Origin of the sequence: Streptomyces sp. NPDC088923 (assembly GCF_044749745.1) — a bacterium.
Lineage (GTDB): Bacteria > Actinomycetota > Actinomycetes > Streptomycetales > Streptomycetaceae > Streptomyces.
The window spans coordinates 127,398-150,234 of sequence record NZ_JBIVIO010000008.1; the positions used below are offsets into that span (position 1 = coordinate 127,398).

A 22,837-nucleotide genomic window follows, 5' to 3' on the forward strand; every position below is an offset into this window, starting at 1 on the left:
TGTGTCTCCCCTCACCCCCACCCGTCCGAACTTGTTCGTCACGAACACGTTCGTTACGGTGGAGACACCACCCGCCCTCACCCCCCCCCGGAGGCAGCCATGACCAGCACACCCACCCCGGCGACCGGCCCCACGGCCACCACCCCGCACTACCCCATCGCGATCATCGGCGGCGGCCTGAGCGGCCTCCTCCTCGCCCGCGTCCTCATCGAAGGCGGCGCCGACGCGACCGTCTTCGACCTGGAGAGCGGCCCCGAGGCCCGTACCCAGGGCGGCATGCTCGACATCCACGAGGAGACGGGCCAGGCCGCCCTGCGCACCGCGGGGCTCCACGCGGAGTTCCGCGCGAGGGTGCACCCCGGCGGCGAGGCCGTCCGCGTCTGGGACAAGGCCGGGGCACTCGTCCACGAGGAGGCCGACGACGGCGAGGGCGACCGCCCCGAGATCGACCGCGGCGACCTGCGCGCCCTCCTCCTCGCCTCGCTCCCCGCGCCCGCCCTGCGCTGGAACTCCAAGGTCACCGGCGCGCGCCCGCTCGGCGCCGGGCGCCACGAGGTCACCCTCGCCGACGGCACCGTCTTCACCACCGGTCTCCTCGTCGGCGCGGACGGCGCCTGGTCCCGTATCCGCCCCCTCCTCACCCCGGCCAGGCCCACCTACACGGGCATCTCGTTCATCGAGTTCGACCTGATGGACGCCGACGCCCGCCACCCGGAGGCCGCCGGGGTCATCGGCGGCGGCATGTGCTTCGCGCTCGGCGGCGGCCAGGGCTTCCTCGCCCACCGCGAGACCGACGGCTCCCTGCACATCTACGCCGCGCTCCAGGCCCCCGAGGAGTGGCTCGACGCGCACGACTTCTCCGACGCCGAGCAGACCCGCGAGCTGCTCCTCGACGCCTTCGCCGACTGGGCCCCGCACCTGCGCGGGCTGCTCGACGAGGCCGAGGAGGGCTTCATCCCGCGCCGCATCCACGCCCTCCCGGCCGGCCTCACCTGGGAGCGCGTCCCCGGCGTCACCCTCCTCGGCGACGCCGCACACCTCATGTCCCCCTTCGCCGGAGAAGGCGCCAACCTCGCCCTCGCCGACGCCGCCGACCTCGGCACCGCCCTCCTCGCCCACCCCGGAGACACCGAGGCCGCCCTCGCCGCCTACGAGTCCGCCCTCTTCCCGCGCGCCGCCGAGACGGCCGCGATGTCCGCCGCCTCGCTCGACATGCTCTTCGGCGAGGACCCGGCCCGCCGCCTCGTCGACATGTTCACGGGCACGTACGACCCGCGGGACTGACCCCCGCCCCCTTACCCCCACACCCCCGTCGCCACCGCGACCCCCACACAACCAGCCCCGAGCCCCGCCGCCATCGACAGGAGCGCGTTGCCGAGCGCGAGACGTCCCGCGCCGGTCTCGGCGAGGCGCAGCGTCTCGTACGAGAGCGTCGAGTACGTGGAGAGCGCCCCGCACAGCCCCGTACCGAGCAGCGCGACGACGTGCGAGGACGCGGCGCCCGCGAGAGCCGCGCCCGTCACCAGGCCGAGGACGAGACACGCGAGGACGTTCACGCTCAGCGTCCCCCAGGGGAAGGCGCCCCGGCGCCGCGCCGTGACCCAGCGGTCGGCGGCGTACCGCGCGGGCGCGCCGACGAGCGCCCCCACCACCACGAGCAGCCAGTTCATCGCGCCCCCTGCGCTTCCGCGACCGTCTCGAACCGCTCCCTGAGCGCGTACCGCGCGAGCGAGGCGCTCCCCCACACCGCGAGCACCGCCGCCGCCATCGTCCCGAGGAGGCACGCCCCGGCCGCCACGTACCGCCCGGCGACGAGCAGCCCGCGTACGTCCATCGCGTACGTGGAGAACGTCGTGAACCCGCCGAGGACCCCTGTGCCGAGGAAAGGCCGCACCAGGCGGTGGGTGTGGGGGCGCAGTTCGGCGACGACGGCCATGAGAACGCCGATCAGCGCGCAGCCGACGACATTGACGAGGAGGGTCGTCCACGGAAAATGACCACGCGCGGTCGGCCACAGCACGGCGGCCCCGTACCGCGCCACCGCCCCGAGCGCCCCACCCGCGGCGACGACGGCGAACACGGGCCCCTGCCCGTCCCACAAGCCGCTCGCGGGCACATCCGCCCCGACATCGGGGTCAACGGGTTCGGGCGCCGGGTCACGCGGCTTCACAGCTGTCACGAAGGGTCTCCCACTCGCTCGGGCGCACGCGTCGGCGCACACCTCACCTCGCAAGCAGGGACCGTTGGCGGCTCGCCGCGGTTGGGAACGGTGGGCCCCACCACCGTGGCTCCCCCGCCGAACGCGGAGCCCCCGCCATGCTACTCCGAGCCCCACGAGGACGAGGAGCGCGCCCACCCTGGTCCACGCGGAACCACCAGGCGCCCCAGGCGCACAACCCACGGAGCCCGGCAGAAAATTCTCAGCACGGTCGAGACCACGAAACCGGTCCGGCGGGGCGACCCGCTGACGCACCAGCAGGCCGACGACGTTGAGGGGCTCGTCCCACGCCGAGAGGTCCCCACGCCCGGCGAGCCGGTCGAGCCCTTCGACAAGCGCCGCATCGGGCATCCGAAGGCAGACGGCGCGGGACATACCGACGCACCCTTGCCGTTACCCCGACCGGCCACCGGCAAGGCGGCCCACGGCACGGACACCAGCGAAACCTACGGCCACCCGCTCACACCCGAGTTGCCCATCGCCCCCTCTAATTGGTCGTTTCAGAATGAGGTGCGGAGCCGCCTAAGCAGATGATGGCGCAGGCGAGTTGGAGGAGTCCCTGGTGCAGGTCTGCGCGTATCTCGTAGCGGATGCGCAGACGCTTGAACGGGTGGAGCCACGCGAACGTGCGCTCTACCACCCAACGTGTCTTGCCCAGGCCGGAGCCGTGCAGGGCGCCGCGTCGGGCGATCGTGGGGACGATGCCCCGTGCCCACAGGAGTCGGCGGTGCTTGAGGAAGTCGTAGCCGCGGTCGGCGGACAGGCGCTTCGGCTTGTGACGGGGACGGCCACGACGTCTGCGGATGCGCGGAATCGCGTCCAGCAGCGGGATGAGTTGGGTGACGTCGTGCCGGTTGACGCCGGCCAGCGAGTGGTGTGCCGTGACGGTCGACTATCACATGGTGCTTGCTGCCGGGACGGCTTCGGTCGACCGGTGAAGGTCCGGTGTGATCCCCCCTTTGAGGGCCCTGACGTGCGAGCCGTCGATCGCGCAGTCGTCCATGTCCAGCAAGTCGGTATGTCGCAGCTCGACGAGCAGGGCCTCATGCAGGCGGGCCCACACTCCAGCCTCGGTCCAGTCCCTCAGCCGCCTCCAGCAGGTGACCCCAGAGCAGCCGATCCGTTCGGTAGGGACGTCCGTCTACGAGACGCCCTTCGCAGGACATACACGATCCCGGCCAGACAGGTGCGGTCGTCGACTGGCTTCCGTCCGGGGAACCGGTGCCGCCGCGGTGGCCGGGGCGGGATGAGCGGGGCTATCCGCTCCCACAGGTCATCGGGTACAAGATCACCGTTCACGCCGGAAGCGTGCCAGAACAAAGCAGTTGAGGAGGGAAGATCGGCCCGGCACACTCGCCCGATGAGCCACGGCACACCATCCGGCAGCTTGGATGAACCCTGGTACCGCGTCCACACCGAGCACTTCGAAGCAGCTTTCCTGCCGGACGCCGACGAGGACCTCGACGCGGTGAACGACATTGACGTCGAGGTGCGGCTGCGAGACGGATTTCGGTGGAGCGCAACCATGTGCACGGTTGGTCACGTTGAAACGCTGATGGAGCGGTGGGCGGCGAGCGGCGAAGCTCTGGGAGGACGCTACTTCTGGTGCTCGGAGGGGCTCATCGTCCGCGACGCCGGCATCAGCAACATGATTCAGGTCCTCACCGGCCTGGTCGAGAACGGCGAGTTCACGCAGATCCTGCACGCCTCGAAGGACTGACCCCGCTCAGCCCGCTCCTCTCATTCTGAAACGATCAGTAAGCCGAAGGCCGAGCCGGGCGGCGTCCGCACGGCGGGATAGCCCCCTCGTCGCGGGGTTGCTGCCGGTAGGCAAGGAGAGAGCCGGGCGCGACGAGCCAAACAGACAAAGACGGGAAGTGCGCCAACCTACCCACCTGGGGCGACGAACAGGCAGTCCGAACACGCGAGTCACGCCGCCGTGCCCACACCTCGGACGAAGGCACAGCCACTGCGCACTCTCAGACCGGCCAGCCGCAGCCAACCCAGGTCACAATCTACGCAACCTGGGACTCAACGGAGCCACCTTCGGGATTCGAACCCGAGACCTAGGCATTACGAGAGCCTGCAAGATCATGACGGGTGGTGCCGGATGACGCCCCAGCATCCCGTTTTCCCAGGCCAGAGGCGCCCGACCCTGATCATCGTGCGGCTGGACCCGCCTCAGTGCCACCCAGTCCGCTCACGCACAGCTCACTCATCAGGAGCTCCTCACAACCCTGAAACAGTTGGCGAGAGTCCTCAGGGCCCTCGCCAAGTACGATCCACACTTCGGCAACGAGTCACTCCTACTCGGAACCACATGCGATCAGCTGCGTAATTGGATAGTGACTACGCGATTCCAGTCATTGGCAGGAGCTGAGGCGTTCCAGCAGACACCGGGGCAGCAGCGGCCGTGAATCCACTCTCGGGGACTGCTGCAATTGCCTCCTCAGCCGTGGCCAGGTAGCTGGGTGACACATCGATACCGACGAAGCGCCGCCCGAGCGCGCGGGCCGCAACGCCAGAGCTGCCACTCCCGACGAACGGGTCGAGCACCAGGTCGTTAACATCCGTGCTTAGGGCGATGCAGCGACCGGGCAAGGCAGTAGGAAACTGAGCACCATGCCCGCCCCGACCGCTGGACGTAGGCAGGACCCAAACGTCTGACAACTTATCAGATTCCCAGCCAATGTTACGCCCCCCCAAGGCAGGCCCCGTGGCGCGGTAAGCAAGTTTGTTGAACTTAGGGGTACGGGTCGTCGACAAATGAAGGATGTACTCCATCCCCCTGCTAACACGCGAGTTCTGCGGCTCGGGGGTGCTGCTCGTCTTGACCCAACTGATGACGCTCTTGACGTAGTAGCCAACCCGGCTGGCCCGCTCCGCTACTTGCGATGGAATCATGCACTGTTCCCCATCCTTGAGGTACGAGTGCCCAGCGCTGTATCGACGGCAGTCATAGTCACCCCAGGACCGGCCATCCTTGCCTTGCATCGCCTGAAGCGTCTCAGCCGCGTTGCTGCGGATCTGAGTGCGGGTGTTGTAAGTGTCACCCAGGTTCCACCAGACCGAGCCGTTAGCGCTTACCCGAGAGTGCAAGTGATGCAGGATCTGCACCGTGTGACGGACGAAGGCTTCAGGAGTCTGCTCATGGCCGTACACGCACTTCTCTCCATCGGCCCAGACAACCGTGGTGGCCTCTTTGTAGACTCGCACTCCCCAATACGGAGACGACGTCACAACGCACTGCACGGAACCGGCCGGCAGGCGATCTAGGTGGTCCAGAACACTGCCTTCAATGAGAGCGTAGGTATGCGGCTCGACGACGCTAGGCGTCGGATCCGACTTGGCAGCGGCAGACACAAGGTACGGAAGGATCATGCTCCGTGGGACGAAGGTCTCACTAAACGCGTCTTGATCCAATAGCAACAGGACATCGTCGACCGAGAGATCACCACCGTGCCCCACGGCCCGCCGAATGAACACCGGAGACATGCCCACGACAGGAGCAACCTCCTTGACGGTGAACCGCTCGGTGCGCTGAGCCCAGGCGGAGCGGTCCAGCGCAGCTACAGGCGTCTTCGGCTTGATGTCGGGCAGCCGAGGGCTTGAGGCGGTAGCCACGGTATTCCCCTCCGTCACATTTGTGGTATCGGTCGGCGAACCCTATCGCAATGCATGAGCCGACCAGGATAAGGTCGCCGTATCTTCGCTACCCCCGCGTCATCGTGACGCCGCAGCCCTCCTGTGATCAGGGGTAGCTGTGTGCAAGTGAGACGAGATCGACTGCCGTATGACCGCGGCCGGACACGGGGAGAGATGTTGCGCTGCTCACAGAAGGCATTGGAGCGGGCCCTGCTCCAGCTCGCCGAGCACGCCGGGGACAACCAACATCGGTCGAACTGGATGTCCACGTTCCTGGCCGCCTGCTGGGTCGATGCCGCGGGCTACCCAAGCACGATCAATGGCGTCAACCAGGCCGTGGACGACCTCTTCGTCCTGCTGCCCGACAACCGGGACCATGGCCGCATCAACCCGTTCGTGCGCTCCAGCGCCTCAGGCCGCTGGCTGAAGATCACCGACTCTGGGCGTTCCACGGTCTGGAACACCGGAACCCGTCAGGGGACACAGAGAGTCCTGTTCAACCAGGAGCACTTCAAGCACGGGCTACGACCAGACGCCATCGACGTCTTGCTCGAAGGGATCGGTGATGACGCACCGCTGCCCCGCCGGGACGCGCTGGCCGTCTTCCTCACCCGCGAACACCTCTGGGATGCCGAGCCTACCCGCGCGCAGCTACACGAAGAGGCCCGCCAGAAACTCGGCCTGAGCGCCTACGATTTCACACGAATCACTGCAGATGAGGAGCTTGGCTGCCCGATACTGGGGGACCCTGAATGGAGCCCCGAGCTGATCGAGCACTCCACGCTCCGCCCTCCAGCTCCCAGCCGCCTTGAAGAGGAGCCGTCGCAGGAACAGACACCTTTGTGGCCAGTTGAGCGCGAAGACGCGCTCAAGCAGCAGAACCACGAAGCACTCACCTGGACACAGGGTGTGTGCCATTACTCCTTGCGCGATGTGGACGTCGATGCCCTGACGCACCAAGTTCTAGAGAGTCTCGCAAATGCCCATATGGCGCTGCCAGATACCGAACGCCTGGTGCGGCGCTGCGTCAACGCCCTCCTCGTAGGAAACCTGATACTCCAAGGCCCGCCAGGTACTGGCAAGACCACGCTGGCGCGTCTACTTGCGGATGCCTTCGAGGTCCAGCTGGTAGAGGCTACTGCCACCAGCGAATGGTCCCCTTATCACGTCGTCGGTGGTTTTCGCCCGGCCGCCGATGGTGGGCTGAGCGCAACCCACGGCGCTGTTACCCGTGCCGCCCTGCAGTGCGCCCAAGTCGTCCGACAGGACGAAGGGGAGAAGGTTGAGGCGGAAGCGAACGACGATTCCCTGTCCGGCTACCAGGCTGCCTGGCTATTCATCGATGAATTCAACCGAGCCGACATCGATAAAGCGATCGGTTCCTTGTTCACCGTGCTGTCTTCTTGCGATGCCCAGCATCTCCAGAAGACACCAGTGGACCTGTGGTTCGAATCCACGCCAGACCGCCGGAAGCTTTGGATTCCGGCTCGGTTCCGGATCATCGCGACAATGAACGACCTGGACACTTCCTTCGTCAACCAAATGTCGCAGGGCCTGACCAGAAGATTTCAATTCGTAACTGTAGGAGTGCCCACGGAGCGGGCAAGCGCAGATCAGCCAATGACCGAAGAGTTGCGCCAGGCGCTCGCATCAGCGCACCGCTGGCTCCAGGATACGTACAGCCAGGACCTGCCCGCCGGCTCTCTTGAGGAGGCAAGCCAGGAGTGTGAAGAGGAGCTGAAGCGTTTGCAGGACGTGGTCGATGGCTTGCGGCAGCCCGACACGGGACCGGGATGGCCGGTGGGCACCGCACAGATCGTTGACGTCCTCCGACTGATGCTGTTGCAGCGGGCGAGCAACTCAGGCGTCGACTTGGCGGCCGTGGTCGATGACGCCGTGGCCGACCGCGTTGTGCCCCAGATGGCAGGTGTGGGCAACGAATGGCAGGCGTTCGCCGGGCTCTTCGAGGCCCAGGGCTTCGCTGCCGCAGCCCACGCGCTTCGCCATTTGGCCGACCCCCACCACATGCCGTGAACACCCTCATGCCTGCTGGCGATGACAATGGGGGGATCGCGCGAAGTGGTGGAAAGGACGGCTTTGCAGAGCGAATCAGCCGCGGCGGCGCTCTGAGCCCAGCGGCACGGCAAGCGGCCATCGCCACAGCGATTTCGATTGTCGGCCGTTACTTCGTCACGGGAAATCAGCCACTCACTCCGCAAGCTGCGCTCGGCCATAAGGACACCAACGCCCCAGGTGCGGGCATCGAGCAGTCCCCAGATACCTTGCTAGATGCACTACGGCTGCGGGTCGCTCTCGCCGCTGCACGGCGAATCGGGCTAATCCTCAACCGAATCGCCGGCCGGTCGACCTTCCGCTACGAGCTACGGCCAGAAGAGAGCACTGGGCAGGTAGCCGGACAGCTCGACGCTAGCCGCTACCTAATGCGGCTTGGCACGGTCGCAGATGTGCCGACATACCCGGTGCTAACTGTCCGGCGAACCGAGCACACTCCAGAAAACGTCCTCGCTGCCTATGCCACCCGATGGCTGCTCCGCGAACTGCAGGCAAGCATGGCGGCAGTCCGCGTACCCCCCGCCGGCCCCGAGCATCGTCGTTACCTGGAGGAGCGGCAGTCCCTGGAGCGTGCCCTACGTCTGCCATGGCTGATGGCGTGCATCCCTGCGTCGGCCCATGTACAACACCACCGAGCTGAACGCGACCTAATTACGTCGGTTAAGCGGCGGCTCAACCGCCGCGAGATCGCCAACGCTGCGCCCTACGTCGAGCTGGTCCAATGGGTTGAGCGTGTCTTGGCTGGCGAGCCCGTAGTCGACTCCGGCGACCTGGAGTGGGACTTCTACGGTGACCAATTTGACACCCGTTTGTTTGAATTGTGGTGCCTCAGGGTTCTGGCAGTCGAAATCTCACGGCAACTCGTGGCGACCGTGCCAGATCTAAATCCTAGCTGGCGGGACGGAGAGTCGGCGTATACATGGCACCAATACGCGGGCACGATCGAGTTGTATTATCAGCGTTCTCTGCCCCGTGTGGCTCCCGAACGTCGAGCGCGTTGGCGCCGAGATGACGGCGTGCCACTCGGGGGTATACCCGACATGATCATCCGGGCGGTTCGGCGCGGCGATCCCGCCTCCGAACGATTCGCGGTAATTGACCCGAAGCTGCGCCAACGTGGCGGCCCTCCCACTGAAGAGCTGTACAAGATCCTCGGTTACCTAGAGAATTTCGGCTTGTCCAGCCACCCGCTCGGTGCGATCCTGTTTCAGACCACCGACACCGACGGCCTAACCGGCTACTTGTATCGGGCGGGTGGTCTTAATGTTGACGAATCTGACGCTCTCAGTGACGGCGCGCTGTACGCGGTCCGGCTGAACCCTGCCGCGCTCACTGCGAGCACGAGTGCTCTAACGCCGTTTGTGACAGACATCCTCAGCATGCTCAGCATCCCTCGCCTGGACCTCTATGCAGACGAGGAGCCCAATAGCGACGCCCCTGAGCGTTTCTACCGTGCAAAGCAGGCCGAGCTTCGTGCATACGCCGGCACGATCCCGCCCAGTCTTCTCAACCAGTCACGTCATCGAGTCCGCATGGCGTTGGGCGACACGCGCTGGCAGGCCCTTGGCGATCAAGCGCAAGCCATGCTTGCCACCGCGGAGTATATCGGCTTCGCTCTACTTGCCGACTCCGAATCCTCCCCAGAGACGGTCGACGACTACTCCGGCCCTGTGATCGGGGTGTGCGCCAGCATCGAAAGCGTCTTGCATGACTGGGTGATTACCCCTGCTACAGCGCATGACCCAGCACTCCAAGAAAGCTGCGGGAAAGCAACTTTTGGAGCAGTCATCAGCCTTATCGAAGATAGCCTTAAGGCGATCAATAATCCGCTGCCTAAGCATCTCGCGGTCCGGGCATATCTCGAAGGCTCTGGCTGCAATATGGGAATCTTCAGCGACCTCATCCTTCCACTCAGGCGAATCAGCCAGAATTTCCGCAATCCGGCCGCGCACCGTCACGTCCTGGAACAACAGGCTTGGACGAGGCTATGGCAGCTTGTGGTGAGCGAAGACAGAATTCTGGCGCAGGTCATCGACGCCGTGTGCCCACCTGTCGATACCGCTGACGACGACGCGAGTGCCGGCGCAGGAGACCTCCCGTAGGTGCCAGGCATCACCCCGAACTTCTCCCTACCTGTTGTCGAGGGGCGACGGCCCACACTGCCGACCGAAAAGCCGAGGCCTTCCGCAAACCGCCTGCTCAGAGTTCGCTCCTTCGTCGAGGAAGAGGGCGTCACGTCACACCCCGTTCCTATGGCCAGAAGTTGCCGACGCAATCGACCCGCCCGGAGCCAACCCCGAAACCACCGAGGAGAACGATCTTTCAAGGGCTTTACATACCGCCGCTGCTCCTGCCGCGACCCGACCGGATAGGAACTTGGCACCTCCTGCCCCAAGCGCAACAGCAGGAATCACTGCACCTACTCCGTGCGCCAGGAGCTGTCGCCTCGCGAGGACGGCAGCCGGCGCTCCTTCGCCCGGGGCGGGTACGCGAGCCTCAAGGCCGCCCAGGCCGATCTCGACCACGTGCGCGCCCTGCTCGGGCTGGCCGACTCGGACGACCCCGAGGGCACCGAATCCGTCTCCGAGATGCTGTCCGAGGTCAGCCGCGAGCGCTCACCCCTGCCCGAGGTCGAGGAGACGAGGCGCCGCCTCAGCTCCGGCCAGGACCTCATCGGCAGCCTGACCGTCGGCGAGTGGCTCGACCGACGGCTGGCCGCCAAGCGCATACGCAAGTCCGGCCTCAACCGCTACGAGACCGACATCCGCGTCCACCTGAAACCGCGCATCGGCAAGCGGTCTGGACCGATTGCGCGTCAGTCACCTCAGCGAGATGTTCGCGGACATCCGCGACGCCAACACCGAGATCCTGGAGCACAACGCCCAGCGACGGGCAGCGCTCGACGCGCTGACGGTGGTGCCGTGGAAGGGCACTGAGAACCGGGACCGCCGCAAGGCCATGAAGGCCGCGATCGACGCGATGCCGCCGTTCCGGCGGGTCACCGGACCCGCTACGCGCCTGCACGTGAAGGCCACGCTCCGGTCCGCCCTGAACGACGCGATCGGCCAGCAGATCATCACGTTCAACCCTGCCGCCCACGTCGAGATCGACCCCGTACGCAAGCCCAAGGCGCTCGTGTGGACCGACGAGCGGGTCGCCAAGTGGGAGCAGACCGGCGAGAAGCCCTCGCCCGTGATGGTGTGGACGCCGGAACAGACAGGCGCCTTCCTCGACTTCGTCGCAGAGAACCGGCTGTACGCCATGTGGCACCTGATCGCGTTCCGGGGCTTGCGCCGTGGCGAGGCGTGCGGGCAGCCGTGGTCGGAGACGAACCTCGACGCCCACTCCCTCACCGTCTCCTCGCAACTCGTGCAGGACGGCTGGGATGTCGAGGCATCCGATCCGAAGACGTACAGCGGCTACCGAGTGATCGCGCTCGACGACGACACCGTGGGGGTCCTGAAGCGACACCGCGAGCGCCAGGACGCGGACCGCGCGGAGTGGGGCACGGCCTGGGTCGAGACCGGCCACGTCTTCACCCAGGAGGACGGCTCCTGGCTCCACCCGGGCAAGGTGACCGACCTCTTCGAGCGCTTGGTCGCTGCCTCCGGGCTCCCGCCGATCCGCCTGCACGACCTGCGGCACGGCGCGGCCACCCTCATGCTCGCCGCCGATATCGACATCACGATCGTGTCGGACACCCTCGGGCACAGCGACACACGGATCACGCGCGACATCTATCAGAGCGTGCTCCCCCACGTCGGCAAGAGCGCCGCCGAGGCGACCGCGAAGCTCGTCCCTCTCCAGCGCAAGGCCGAGCAAGAAGCGCAGCTCTGGCAGGCCGCCGAGGAAGCGAGGAAGGCCGCGAAGGCGAAGGCCAAGCGGAAGAAGAAGGCCAAGGCCAAGAAGACCGCGAAGAAGGGTTGACCGCCGCTCCGCTCACGCATCGCTCACGCAAGCAACGTCACGGCAACCCGGCCGTGTGAGCCGCCATGCCCCGAGCACCAGAAAACCCCAGTTCACGGCGTATGTGACCTGGGGCTTCGCTGAGCCGCCTTCGGGATTCGAACCCGAGACCTACGCATTACGAGTGCGTTGCTCTGGCCAACTGAGCTAAGGCGGCTGGTGTGCTGTTCCATGGTGGTGCAGCAGCCTCGGCAAGTCTACACAGGTTGCGGGGGTGGTTCCGACCAGGGCGGTGGGGCGGGGTCAGTGGCAGGTGGTGTGGGGGGTGGGTGGGGTGCCGGTGAGGAGGTAGGTGGTGAGGATGGTGTCGATGCAGGTGCTGCCCCTGTTGTACGCCGTGTGGCCGTCGCCCTCGTAGGTGAGGAGGTGGCCGGAGGTGAGTTGGGCGGCCAGGGAGCGGGCCCAGCGGTAGGGGGTCGCGGGGTCTCGGGTGGTGCCGACGACGACGATCGGGGGTGCGCCGGGGGCGGTGATGCGGTGGGGGGTGCCGGTGGGCCGGTGGGGCCAGTCGGCGCAGGTCAGGGCTGTCCAGGCCAGCGCGCGGCCGAAGGCGGGGGACGCCTTCTCGAAGTCGGGCAGTGCGGCACGTACCGCCGCGGGTCCGGTGAAGGCCGCGGGGGCGTCGAGGCAGTTCACGGCGGCGTTCGCGGCCATCAGGGGCGAGTAGTGGCCGTCCGCGCCGCGCTCGTAGTAGGCGTCGGACATGCTCAGCAGCATCGTGCCGTCCTTGTCCCCGCTCCTCGCCTCGGCGAGGGCGCGGCGCAGCGCGGGCCAGGCGGCCTCGGTGTAGAGGGCGGCGAGGATGCCGGTGGTGGCCTGCGCCTCGGTGAGCTTGCGGGTGCTGTCGCCCGTACGGAGCGGGGCGCGGTCGAGCGCGTGGAGGAAGGCGGCGAGCGCGCGGTCTGCGGCGGGCTCGGCCGTGGGGAGGGGGCAGTCCTCGCGCCGCGCGCAGTCGCGCAGGAAGGCGCGGAAGGCGGTCTCGAAGCCGGCCGTCTGGTCCAGGTTCAGGCGGCGGGAGCTGATGGAGGGGTCCATGGCGCCGTCGAGGACCATGCGGCCGACGCGGCGCGGGAAGAGTTCCGCGTACGTGGCGCCGAGGAACGTGCCGTACGAGGCGCCGACGTAGTCGAGCCTCCGCTCGCCGAGTACCGCGCGCACGAGGTCCAGGTCACGTGCCGCCTCGGCCGTCGAGACATGGCCCAACAACTCGCCCGTACGACTGCGGCAGGCGTCGGCGAAGCCGTGGAAGGAGCGGCGCAGCGCCGCCGTCTCGGCCGCGTCGTCGGGGGTGAGGTCGGTGGCGGCCCAGCGGTCCATGGCCGGTCCGTCGAGGCAGTGCACCGGGGCGCTGTGGCCGACGCCGCGCGGGTCCACGCCCACGAGGTCGTACCGCGCCCGTACCGCCTCGGGGTAGTGCTCGCCCGCGTAGCCCGTCAGGAAGTCCACCGCCGAGCCGCCGGGGCCCCCCGGGTTGAGCAGGAGGGAGCCGAGGCGCTCGCCGGGGCCGTTCGCGGGCTTGCGCGCGACGGAGAGCCGCACCTCGGCGCCGCCGGGGTCCGCGTAGTCGAGCGGGACGCGGACCTTAGCGCAGGAGAAGCCGCGCTCGCGAGCGGCGACGCGCCCGGCGGCAGGACGCGGCGCGGGCTTGCCGCACGGGTGCCAGTCGAGGTGCTGGCCGTAGTACGGGGCGAGGCGGGCTTCGTACGGGGGCTCCGCCGCACGCGCCTTGCCGCCCGTGGCCGGCGCGGCGGTGGCGAGGGCGAGCGCGAAGGCCGTGGCGAGCCCGGCACTCCACCGTGCGCGGAGAGGAAGGCGGAGGCGGCGGGGCGGGAGGCTCATTCGGCGAGCTTAACGCTGTGCGAGGAGACGACTACTATCCGCGCGTGTCGTGCTCCCGGTCCCCCGACGTCCCCGCGACGACCGGCTCCCCCGCGCGGACCCACGCCGCCGGCGCTCACTCGCCGCGGCCTCACCGCACCGCCCGCGATCCCTCACCCCCGCTCGCTCGCCCCGGCCTCACCCCGCCCTGAGCGCCATCGCCATCGACTCCACCGCGAGCAGGGGTGCGACGTTCCGGGCGAGGGCATCGCGGCAGGCGCCGATGGCCTCCATGCGGCGCAGGGTCGATTCGGGGCGGCTCTCCCGCGCGATGCGCTCGACCGAGTCCCGTACGTCCTCGTTGGCGATCTCCGCGCCCGCGCCGAACTGGAGGGCGAGCACGTCGCGGTAGAAGCCGGTGAGGTCGAGCAGCGCGAGGTCGAGACTGTCTCGCTGAGTACGGGTCGAGCGGCGCTTCTGCCGGTCCTGGAGTTCCTTCATCGCCCCGGCGGTGCCGCGTGGGAGCCGGCCGCCGGCCTGGGCGCCGAGCGCGGCCCGCAGGTCCTCCGTCTCCTTCTCGTCCGTCGCCTCCGCGACCTCCTTGGCGTCGTCCCCGGCCGCGTCGATCAGCTCCTGCGCCGCGCGCAGCCCGGCACCCACGTCCCCGAGCCGCACCGGGAGCTTCAGCACCGCCGCCCGGCGGGCGCGGGCGCGCTCGTCGGTCGCGAGGCGGCGCGCGCGGTCGATGTGCCCCTGGGTGGCGCGCGCGACGGACGCGGCGAGCGCCGGATCGACGCCGTCCCTGCGGACGAGGAGGTCGGCGACGGCGTCGACGGGGGGCGTCCGCAGGCTCAGGTGGCGGCAACGGGAGCGGATGGTGGGCAGCACGTCCTCCAGCGAGGGGGCGCACAACAGCCAGACCGTACGGGGCGCGGGCTCCTCCACCGCCTTGAGCAGCACGTTCCCGGCGCCTTCGGTGAGGCGGTCGGCGTCCTCCAGGACGATGACCTGCCAGCGCCCGGTGGCGGGCGAGAGCTGCGCGCGCCGCACCAGGTCGCGCGTCTCCTTCACACCGATCGACAGGAGGTCCGTACGTACGAACTCGACGTCGGCGTGGGTCCCGATGAGCGCCGTGTGACAGCCCTCGCAGAAGCCGCACCCGGGCTCCCCGCCCAGGGCCCGGTCGGGGCTGACGCACTGGAGCGCGGCGGCGAAGGCCCGCGCCGCCTCGGCCCGTCCGGAACCGGGCGGCCCGGTGAACAGCCAGGCGTGGGTCATCCGCGAGCCCGCCTCCGCCTGCCCGCCCCCGGCGACGGTCGTGACCAGCGCGTCGGCGTCCCTCGCCGCCGCGGCGAGTTGAGCGCTCACCCGCTCCTGGCCCACCAGGTCGTCCCAGACCGCCATCGGTCACCGCACCTTTCGTCGTACCTCGCCCTCCATTGTGGGCGACGGCTCTGACAAGCGGGGAGCGGACCGTGGGGGACCGAGCGGGAGCGGGCCACCGGGACCGGCGGTGTCAGTCCTTCCGCCCTCGCCCGCCCCAGCCACGGCGCTTGCGTTCCTTCTCTCCCGAGCCCGAGCCGGACCGCGAGCCGGCACCCGACTCGGAGCCGGAGCCAGTGCCGGTGCCGGGGCCCGACCCGGCCTCCGGCCGCTCCCGGGGTTCGTACCGCGCCCCGAGGAGTTCGTCCGCGAGGGTCGGCAGGTCGTCGAGCGGTGTCTCCTCGGCCCATGCGGGGCGGGGGCGGCGGCGCGGGGCGCCGGTCTCGTCCACCTGGGGCAGTTCGCGCGTACGGTCGTCGGGGCCGAGCCCGCCCGGCGGTGGGCCGGGGCGCTCGTCGCGGAAGAACCCGGGCGGCACCCTGTCGGCGGGGTTGTCCGCCGGTGCCTGTGGGGCACTGCCGGAGGCAGCGGTACCGGGCTCCCGATACTGCGGCAGCACCGCGGTCTCGTCCTCCGTGCCGTCCCGCCCGGCGTCCGCGGAATCGCGGTACCGCGGCAGCACGGTCGTCTCGTCCTCGGCGCCCTCGCGCCCCGCGTCCGCCGGCTCGCGGTACTGCGGCAGCACCGTCGTCTCATCCTCGGCGCCGGGCCGTACGACCGGCGTGGAGACCGTGGTGTCCTGGTCGTCGGCCGCCGCGAAGCCGGTGCCGGAACGGGGTCCCTCGTCCCGAACCGCCCCGGGCTCCTCGTCCCCTACGGAGTCGGGCTCGTCGTCCCGTACGGCGTCGGGCTCGTCGTCCCGTACGGCGTCGGGCTGGTTCCGTACCGCTTCGGACTTGTGGAAGCTGACGACCGGCGTCGGCACGGTCGTCTCGTTGTCGGGCACGGAACCGGCGGTACCGGCGGAACGGGCGGCAGCAGGACCGGCCTCCCGCTCAGCCCGCTCGGCGGCTTCCCGCTCGGCGGCCTCCCGCTCCTCGGTCTCGCGGGCCCTTCGCTCGGCCGCCTCCCGTTCCTCCGCCTCGCGGGCCTCCCGGGCCGCGGCTTCCTGCTCCTCCGCGAGCTTCCGCGCCCGCTCGGCTCGTAGCAGGGCCTCCTCGGCCTTGCGCTGCTTCTCGATCCGGCGCTGCTCGGCCTCCTCGCGCAGCCGCTTCTCCTCAGCCGCCTGCTTACGGAGGCGTTCCTGCTCGGCCTCGCGGGCCGCCTCCTCCGCCTCGCGCTTGCGCTGCTCCTCCTCGGCGCGGCGGCGTTCCTCCTCCTCGCGCTGGCGGGCCTCCTCCTCGCGGCGCAGTTCCTCCTGCCGCCGGGCCTCCTCCAGTTCGCGGCGCTTGCGTTCCTCCTGCTCGGCGCGGAGCTTCGCAAGCTGTTCCTGCCGCTCCCGTTCCTGGCGCTCCGCCTCCGCCTTGCGCGCGGCCTCCGCCTCGGCCTTGCGCCTGGCCTCCTCCTCGGCCGCCTTGCGCGCCTCCTCCTGGGCCTTGATCTCGGCCTCGGAGAGGGGAAGGAGCTGGTCGAGGCGGTGTCGCACGGTCCGGGTGACGGACTCGGGCTCCTGCGCCCCGTCGATCACGAGGTACCGCTCCGGCGCGGCGGCCGCGAGGGTGAGGAATCCGGCCCGCACCCGCGCGTGGAACTCGGCGGGCTCGGACTCCAGTCGGTCCGGGGCCTCGGTGAAGCGTTCGCGCGCGGCCTCGGGGGCCACGTCGAGGAGCACCGTCAGGTTCGGTACGAGACCGCCGGTCGCCCAGCGGGAGATCCGCGCGATCTCGACGGGCGAGAGGTCGCGGCCCGCGCCCTGGTAGGCGACGGAGGAGTCGATGTACCGGTCGGTGATGACGATCGCGCCGCGTTCGAGCGCCGGGCGTACGACGGTGTCGACGTGCTCGGCGCGGTCGGCCGCGTAGAGCAGCGCCTCGGCCCGGTGCGAGAGCCCGGCACTGGAGACGTCGAGGAGGATCGAGCGCAGTCGCTTGCCGACCGGCGTGGCGCCCGGCTCGCGGGTGAGGACGACCTCGTGGCCCTTGGCCCTGATCCACTCGGCGAGCGCCTCGGCCTGCGTCGACTTGCCCGCGCCGTCGCCGCCTTCCAGAGCGAGGAAGAAACCGGTCGTCGATGCCGCCTGCTCGGGCTCCCCGCCGCGCAGGGCCTCCCGCAGATCGCGGCGCAGCGGCACTCCGCCGCGGTCGTCGGTCTTGGCGAGGACGAGCGCGGCGACCGGGAGGAGCAGCGCGCCGACGAGCATCAGGGTGTACGAGGCACCGGCGTGGTCGAAGGTGAACTTGCCGTTCTCCACGCGGTGCGGGCCGATGAAGGCGGCGACAACCGGCGCGGCGACGGCGGCGAGCGCGGCGGTCACGCGCGCCACGGTCTGGAGATGCTCGGTCGTACGGGCCCTGCGTGGCTCCTCGGTCTCCTGGTCGAGCAGCGCGTGCGCCGTGTTGGCGGAGACACCCGCCGCGAGACCGGCGAGCAGCAGGAGCAGCAGGACGGTGGTGATGTCGGGGACGAGCCCGGCGATCAGCAGCGAGAGCCCGGTGAGCGCGAGGGCGAGCGCGAGCAGGCGGCGCCGCGAGAGCGCGGGCAGCACGGAGCGCGCGCCGCGGATGCCGAGCGCGGTGCCGCCGGCGAGCGCGAGCACGAAGAGGCCGTACGCGACGGGTCCGCCCCCGAGGTCGCCCGCGTGCAGCACGGCGACGCCGACGGCGGCGGCGATGGCCCCGGCGACCGCCGCGCCCGCGCCGACGAGGGCGGGGATGGCGCCCGTGCGTCCCTTGTCGCGCGCTCCGCCGTTCTCCGCCCCGGCGGCACGCGGTCGGCGCAGGCCCTCCAGTGGGGAGCGCGGGCGCGGCGTGCGGCCGCCGGGCAGTTCGAGCGCGGAGATCACGGAGAGCGAGGCGGCGAAGAGACCCGCGGCGACGTACGAGGCGAGCGCGGCTTGGTGCAGCGCGAACCAGTCGAGGCCCGCGCCGAGCAGGTTCCCCACGAGGGTGACGACGACGAGAGTGAGCGCCGCCATGGGGATCGCGAGGAAGCTCGTGCGTACCGACAGCGTGCGCAGGGCGCGCAGGTGGTCGGGGAGCGGACGCACCGCGTCGCCCTCGACCGGTGGCGCGGGCAGCAGCGCGGGCGCCGCGCTCTCACGGCATACCGTCCACAGCCGCTCGGCGAGACCGGCGACGAACACGGTGACGAGGAGGAGCGCGAGCGCGTTGTCCGGGGTCCAGTCGATCCACAGCGGGGCCACGATGAGCAGCGCGACCCGTACTCCGTCGGCGCCGGTCATGGTCCAGCGCCGGTCGAGTGGGCCCTCGGGGGCGGTGAGCGCGGTGAGCGGGCCGAGCAGCACGGCACCGAAGAGCAGCGTGGCGACGAGGCGCGCGCCGATGACGGCCGCGACCGCGAGGGCCGCGCCGCGGTAGCCGCCGCCGAAGGAGTCCTGGAGCACGGCCGACTGGAGCACGAGCACGACGAGCACGAGCAGCCCGAGGGCGTCGCCGACGCCCCCCACGAACTGGGCGCTCCACAGCCGCTTGAGGGGCTGCGAGCGCAGCAACGCGCGGACGGCGCGCTCGCGGGAGTCCGCGACCAGGGCGCTGTCCGAGGTCGTGCCCTGCGAGGTCGCGCTGCCTGACGTCGTGTTGTCTGAGGTCCGGGCGGCGTCCGCCTCCTGCTCGGCTCGCATCATTCGGCCAGCCTATCGGCCAGGTCGGACATTCCGTGGCCGCGCCCGAACATACGTCCCCTCACCTGCACGCCTTCTTCTCCTTACGCGCTCAGCCGACTCCGGCCGAGTTCCCGTGCCCGGCCCGCCTTCGGCCGACAGCGGGACCGTGATCAGTCCCGCGCCGTGCCCGTACCCACTCCGCCACGGGCAAACAACCGTCTTCGGGACCTCGGCGGACTGGGCACGGGTGGCGCTGGGGCTGGGGCTGGCACGGGCGCTGGCGCTGGCACGGGCACGGGCGGAGGTGCCCGTGCCGCGGGCGCGGGACCATCGGCGCGCCCGGAGCACGCGCACGGCCGTTCACCCGGACCGCGCGTACGAGTGTTCACCCGCAGTGGGCGCACAACCGTTCACCCGAACTTCGCGCACGAGTGTTCACCAAAAGTGGGCGCACGACTGTGCGCTCGAAATACGTGCACAGTCGTTCACCGAACCCGCGCACAACCGTTCACCGAACTCAGCGCACACCCGTACACCGAAGCGCCCGCGCACTCATACCGGCGTCCGCGCACACTCGTACACCCATGCACCCGCACACCCACGCACCCACGCACCCACGCGCCCGCACACCGACTGCCCGCCTCCCCCGCCTCCCCGTCGCCGCACACGCCAAGGGCCGGGCAAGCGCTCTCGCTGCCCGGCCCTCACCGCGTCTCAGCCTCGCGTCACCCGGCGCGACTCACTCGCCGTCGTCTCCGGTCGCCCCGGCCGAGGTCGACCGCGCCCCCGCCGCCGCCTTCTTGGCAGTCGCCGTCTTCGTCGCGGCCGTCTTCTTGGCGGTCGTCGTCTTCTTCGCCGCCGTCTTCTTGGCGGTCCCCGTCGCCGCCGTCTTCTTCGCGGCGGTCTTCTTCGCGGGCGCCTTCTTGGCGGCCTTCTTGGCGGTCTTCTTCGCCGGGCCCTTCGCGCGCTTCTCCGCGAGCAACTCGTACCCGCGCTCCGGCGTGAGGTCCTCGACGCTGTCGGAGGCGCGCAGCGTCGCGTTGGTCTCGCCGTCGGTCACGTACGCGCCGAAGCGGCCGTCCTTGACGACGACGGGCTTGCCGCTGACCGGGTCCTCGCCCAGTTCCTTGAGCGGCGGCTTCGCGGCGGCGCGCCCGCGCTGCTTGGGCTGCGCGTAGATCGCGAGCGCCTCGTCGAGGGTGATGTCGAAGATCTGGTCCTCGGTCTGGAGCGACCGCGAGTCCGTGCCGCGCTTGAGGTACGGGCCGTAGCGGCCGTTCTGCGCGGTGATCTCGACGCCCTCGGGGTCGGCGCCGACGACGCGCGGCAGCGACATGAGCTTGAGCGCGTCCTGAAGCGTCACCGTGTCGAGGGTCATCGACTTGAAGAGCGAGGCGGTGCGCGGCTTGACCGCGTTCTTGCCGGTCTTCGGGGTGCCCTCGGGGAGGATCTCGGTGACGTAGGGGCCGTAGCGGCCGTTCTTCGCGACGATCTCGCGGCCCGTCTCCGGGTCCGTGCCCAGCTCGAAGTCGCCGCTCGGCTTCGCGAGCTGCTCCTCCGCGAACTCCACGGTCAGCTCGTCGGGCGCGAGGTCGCTCGGGATGTCGGCGTGCTGGTACTCCTCGGTGCCCTTCTCGCCGCGCTCGACGTAGGGCCCGTACCGCCCGACGCGCAGCACGATGCCGTCGCCGACCGGGAAGGAGGAGATCTCGCGCGCGTCGATCGCGCCGAGGTCGGTCACGAGTTCCTTGAGCCCGCCGAGGTGGTCGCCGTCCCCGTTGCCCGCGGCGGCCGCGGCACCGCTGCCCGCATCGCCGTCGCCCTCGCCGAAGTAGAAGCGCCGCAGCCACGGCACGGCCTGCGCCTCGCCGCGGGCGATGCGGTCGAGGTCGTCCTCCATCTTCGCGGTGAAGTCGTAGTCGACGAGGCGGCCGAAGTGCCGCTCCAAGAGGTTGACGACGGCGAAGGAGAGGAAGGACGGGACAAGCGCGGTGCCCTTCTTGAAGACGTAGCCGCGGTCGAGGATCGTGCCGAGGATCGAGGCGTACGTGGAGGGGCGGCCGATCTCGCGCTCCTCCAGCTCCTTGACCAGGCTGGCCTCGGTGTAGCGGGCGGGCGGCTTCGTCGCGTGCCCGTCCGCCGTGACCTGCTCGGCGCTCAGCGGATCGCCCTCGGCGACCTGCGGCAGGCGCCGCTCGCGGTCGTCCAGCTCCGCGTTCGGGTCGTCGGCGCCTTCGACGTACGCCTTGAGGAAGCCGTGGAAGGTGATCGTCTTGCCGGAGGCGGAGAACTCGGCGTCCCGGCCGTCGCTCGCCGTGCCGCCGAGGCGGACGGTGACGCTGTTGCCGGTCGCGTCCTTCATCTGGGAGGCGACCGTGCGCTTCCAGATCAGCTCGTAGAGCCGGAACTGGTCGCCGGTCAGGCCGGTCTCGGCGGGCGTGCGGAAACGATCCCCCGAGGGGCGGATCGCCTCGTGCGCCTCCTGCGCGTTCTTGACCTTGCCGGCGTACGTACGCGGCTTCTCCGGGAGGTAGTCGGCGCCGTACAACTGCGTGACCTGGGCGCGCGCGGCGGAGATCGCCGTGTCGGAGAGCGTCGTGGAGTCCGTACGCATGTAGGTGATGAAGCCGTTCTCGTACAGCTTCTGAGCGACCTGCATGGTCGACTTCGCGCCGAAGCCGAGCTTGCGGCTCGCCTCCTGCTGGAGGGTCGTGGTGCGGAAGGGCGCGTACGGGGAGCGGCGGTACGGCTTCGACTCGACCGAGCGTACGGCGAAGCTCGCCTCGGCGAGGGCGCTCGCGAGGGTGCGCGCGGCCTGCTCGTCGAGGTGGAGCACGTCCGACTTGAGCCGGCCGCTCGCGTCGAAGTCCCGGCCCTGCGCGACGCGCTTGCCGTCCACGGTGTTCAGGCGCGCGACGACGGTGGAGGGGTCGCTCGCGTCGCCGGTGCGGCCGGTGCCGAAGGTGCCGGTCAGGTCCCAGTACTCGGCCGATCGGAAGGCGATGCGCTCGCGCTCCCGCTCGACGACGAGCCGCGTGGCGACGGACTGGACACGCCCGGCCGACAGACCCGACATGACCTTCTTCCACAGCACGGGGGAGACCTCGTAGCCGTAGAGCCGGTCGAGGATGCGGCGGGTCTCCTGGGCGTCGACGAGCTTCTGGTTGAGCTCGCGCGGGTTGGCGACGGCGGCGCGGATCGCGTCCTTGGTGATCTCGTGGAAGACCATCCGGTGGACGGGGATCTTCGGCTTGAGGACCTCCTGGAGGTGCCAGGCGATCGCCTCGCCCTCCCGGTCCTCATCGGTGGCGAGGAAGAGTTCGTCGGACTCGCGCAGCAAATCCTTGAGCTTCTTGACCTGCGACTTCTTGTCCGCGTTGACGACGTAGACGGGCTGGAAGTCGTGCTCCACGTCCACCCCGAGGCGGCGCGTCTCGCCGGTGTACTTCTCCGGGACCTCGGCGGCACCGCTGGGAAGGTCGCGGATGTGCCCGACGCTCGCTTCGACGACGTAGCCGGGGCCCAGGTAGCCACTGATCGTCTTCGCCTTGGCGGGCGACTCGACGATGACGAGTCGGCGACCGCCGTTCGCGGTCTCGCTGGTCGGGGACAACGTGGCTCTTCTCTCCGGTCGAGGCTCAAGGTCCGCGGGACGTGAGGACGTGCCCGGGGCCGGGTCACAGGGGGCCCGGCGCCTCCCACACTCCTGCGGGTGGGTGACTGCTGACGCTGCGGAGTGTGACGGTACCTCCCGCCCCCGTGTCAAACGGGAAAAGCCCGCAACGGCCACTCGAACGGTAACCCGACTACCGCCATTCCTGCCGCCCGGACCGGCTCCCGGCCGTTTCGCACGGAGTGCGGTGATACGGCCCCTGCTTGCTCCGCCGCAGGTGGGAGGGGGTGCGGACGCCTCTGGCGGTACGTGTACGGGGCGCCCTTACGCGTCGGCCACCACCTCGGCCGCCCACCCCGTCGCCCCCGCGCCAACCCGACCGCGCCCGCCTCGGCTCCCT

General features: G+C 69.9%; 11 protein-coding genes, 1 tRNA gene and 2 pseudogenes. 5 read left to right on the forward strand and 9 right to left on the reverse strand.

Annotated elements, in window-relative coordinates; translation table 11 throughout:
* The first annotated feature begins 99 nt into the window (after positions 1-99).
* A complete protein-coding gene (locus tag ACIP4O_RS25810) occupies positions 100-1,284 on the forward strand; it encodes an FAD-dependent oxidoreductase (RefSeq protein WP_401577950.1) in 1,185 nt (394 codons plus the stop codon).
* An 11-nt stretch (positions 1,285-1,295) separates the two neighbouring features.
* On the opposite strand, the gene ACIP4O_RS25815 is transcribed toward ACIP4O_RS25810, so the two are convergent.
* From ACIP4O_RS25815 to ACIP4O_RS25825, 3 genes and pseudogenes are all read right to left on the reverse strand, one after another.
* Positions 1,296-1,670: a fluoride efflux transporter FluC gene (locus ACIP4O_RS25815; protein ID WP_401577952.1), complete on the reverse strand. Its 375-nt coding sequence runs from the start codon at positions 1,668-1,670 to the stop codon at positions 1,296-1,298.
* Positions 1,667-2,170 (reverse strand): fluoride efflux transporter FluC, encoded by a 504-nt coding sequence (locus ACIP4O_RS25820; RefSeq protein WP_401578168.1) that lies wholly within the window; start codon positions 2,168-2,170, stop codon positions 1,667-1,669. The genes ACIP4O_RS25815 and ACIP4O_RS25820 overlap by 4 nt, the downstream gene beginning before the upstream one ends.
* A gap of 535 nt (positions 2,171-2,705) precedes the next feature.
* Positions 2,706-3,517, reverse strand: a pseudogene (locus ACIP4O_RS25825) (IS5 family transposase).
* 61 nt (positions 3,518-3,578) lie between these two features.
* Between ACIP4O_RS25825 and ACIP4O_RS25830 the strand changes: the two are divergent.
* Positions 3,579-3,938, forward strand: a complete 360-nt coding sequence (locus ACIP4O_RS25830; RefSeq protein WP_401577953.1) for a hypothetical protein — start codon at positions 3,579-3,581, stop codon at positions 3,936-3,938.
* 629 nt (positions 3,939-4,567) lie between these two features.
* Here the strand turns inward: ACIP4O_RS25830 and ACIP4O_RS25835 are convergent.
* Positions 4,568-5,842 (reverse strand): DNA-methyltransferase, encoded by a 1,275-nt coding sequence (locus ACIP4O_RS25835; protein WP_401577955.1) that lies wholly within the window; start codon positions 5,840-5,842, stop codon positions 4,568-4,570.
* 282 nt (positions 5,843-6,124) lie between these two features.
* Here ACIP4O_RS25835 and ACIP4O_RS25840 point away from each other — a divergent pair, with 282 nt between their 5' ends.
* From ACIP4O_RS25840 to ACIP4O_RS25850, 3 genes and pseudogenes are all read left to right on the forward strand, one after another.
* On the forward strand, positions 6,125-7,897 hold the full coding sequence (locus tag ACIP4O_RS25840) for an AAA family ATPase (RefSeq protein ID WP_401577957.1): 1,773 nt from the start codon (positions 6,125-6,127) through the stop codon (positions 7,895-7,897).
* The gene (locus ACIP4O_RS25845; protein WP_401577959.1) at positions 7,894-10,038 is read left to right on the forward strand and encodes a hypothetical protein; all 2,145 of its coding nucleotides are present in this window, start codon (positions 7,894-7,896) and stop codon (positions 10,036-10,038) included. The genes ACIP4O_RS25840 and ACIP4O_RS25845 overlap by 4 nt, the downstream gene beginning before the upstream one ends.
* A gap of 222 nt (positions 10,039-10,260) precedes the next feature.
* Positions 10,261-11,863, forward strand: a pseudogene (locus ACIP4O_RS25850) (tyrosine-type recombinase/integrase); the annotation flags it as partial.
* Between the two features lie 122 nt (positions 11,864-11,985).
* On the opposite strand, the gene ACIP4O_RS25855 reads toward ACIP4O_RS25850, so the two are convergent.
* From ACIP4O_RS25855 to topA, 5 genes are all read right to left on the reverse strand, one after another.
* Positions 11,986-12,059, reverse strand: a tRNA-Thr gene (locus ACIP4O_RS25855).
* A gap of 86 nt (positions 12,060-12,145) precedes the next feature.
* Positions 12,146-13,741, reverse strand: a complete 1,596-nt coding sequence (locus tag ACIP4O_RS25860; protein ID WP_401577960.1) for an alpha/beta hydrolase — start codon at positions 13,739-13,741, stop codon at positions 12,146-12,148.
* Positions 13,742-13,918: 177 nt separating this feature from the next.
* A complete protein-coding gene (locus ACIP4O_RS25865) occupies positions 13,919-15,124 on the reverse strand; it encodes a DNA polymerase III subunit delta' (protein WP_401577962.1) in 1,206 nt (401 codons plus the stop codon).
* Between the two features lie 112 nt (positions 15,125-15,236).
* Positions 15,237-18,842, reverse strand: coding sequence for a dTMP kinase (tmk, locus tag ACIP4O_RS25870; protein WP_401578169.1), 3,606 nt, complete (start codon positions 18,840-18,842; stop codon positions 15,237-15,239).
* 721 nt (positions 18,843-19,563) lie between these two features.
* The gene (topA, locus tag ACIP4O_RS25875) at positions 19,564-22,437 is read right to left on the reverse strand and encodes a type I DNA topoisomerase (protein WP_401577964.1); all 2,874 of its coding nucleotides are present in this window, start codon (positions 22,435-22,437) and stop codon (positions 19,564-19,566) included.
* Positions 22,438-22,837: the final 400 nt, after the last annotated feature.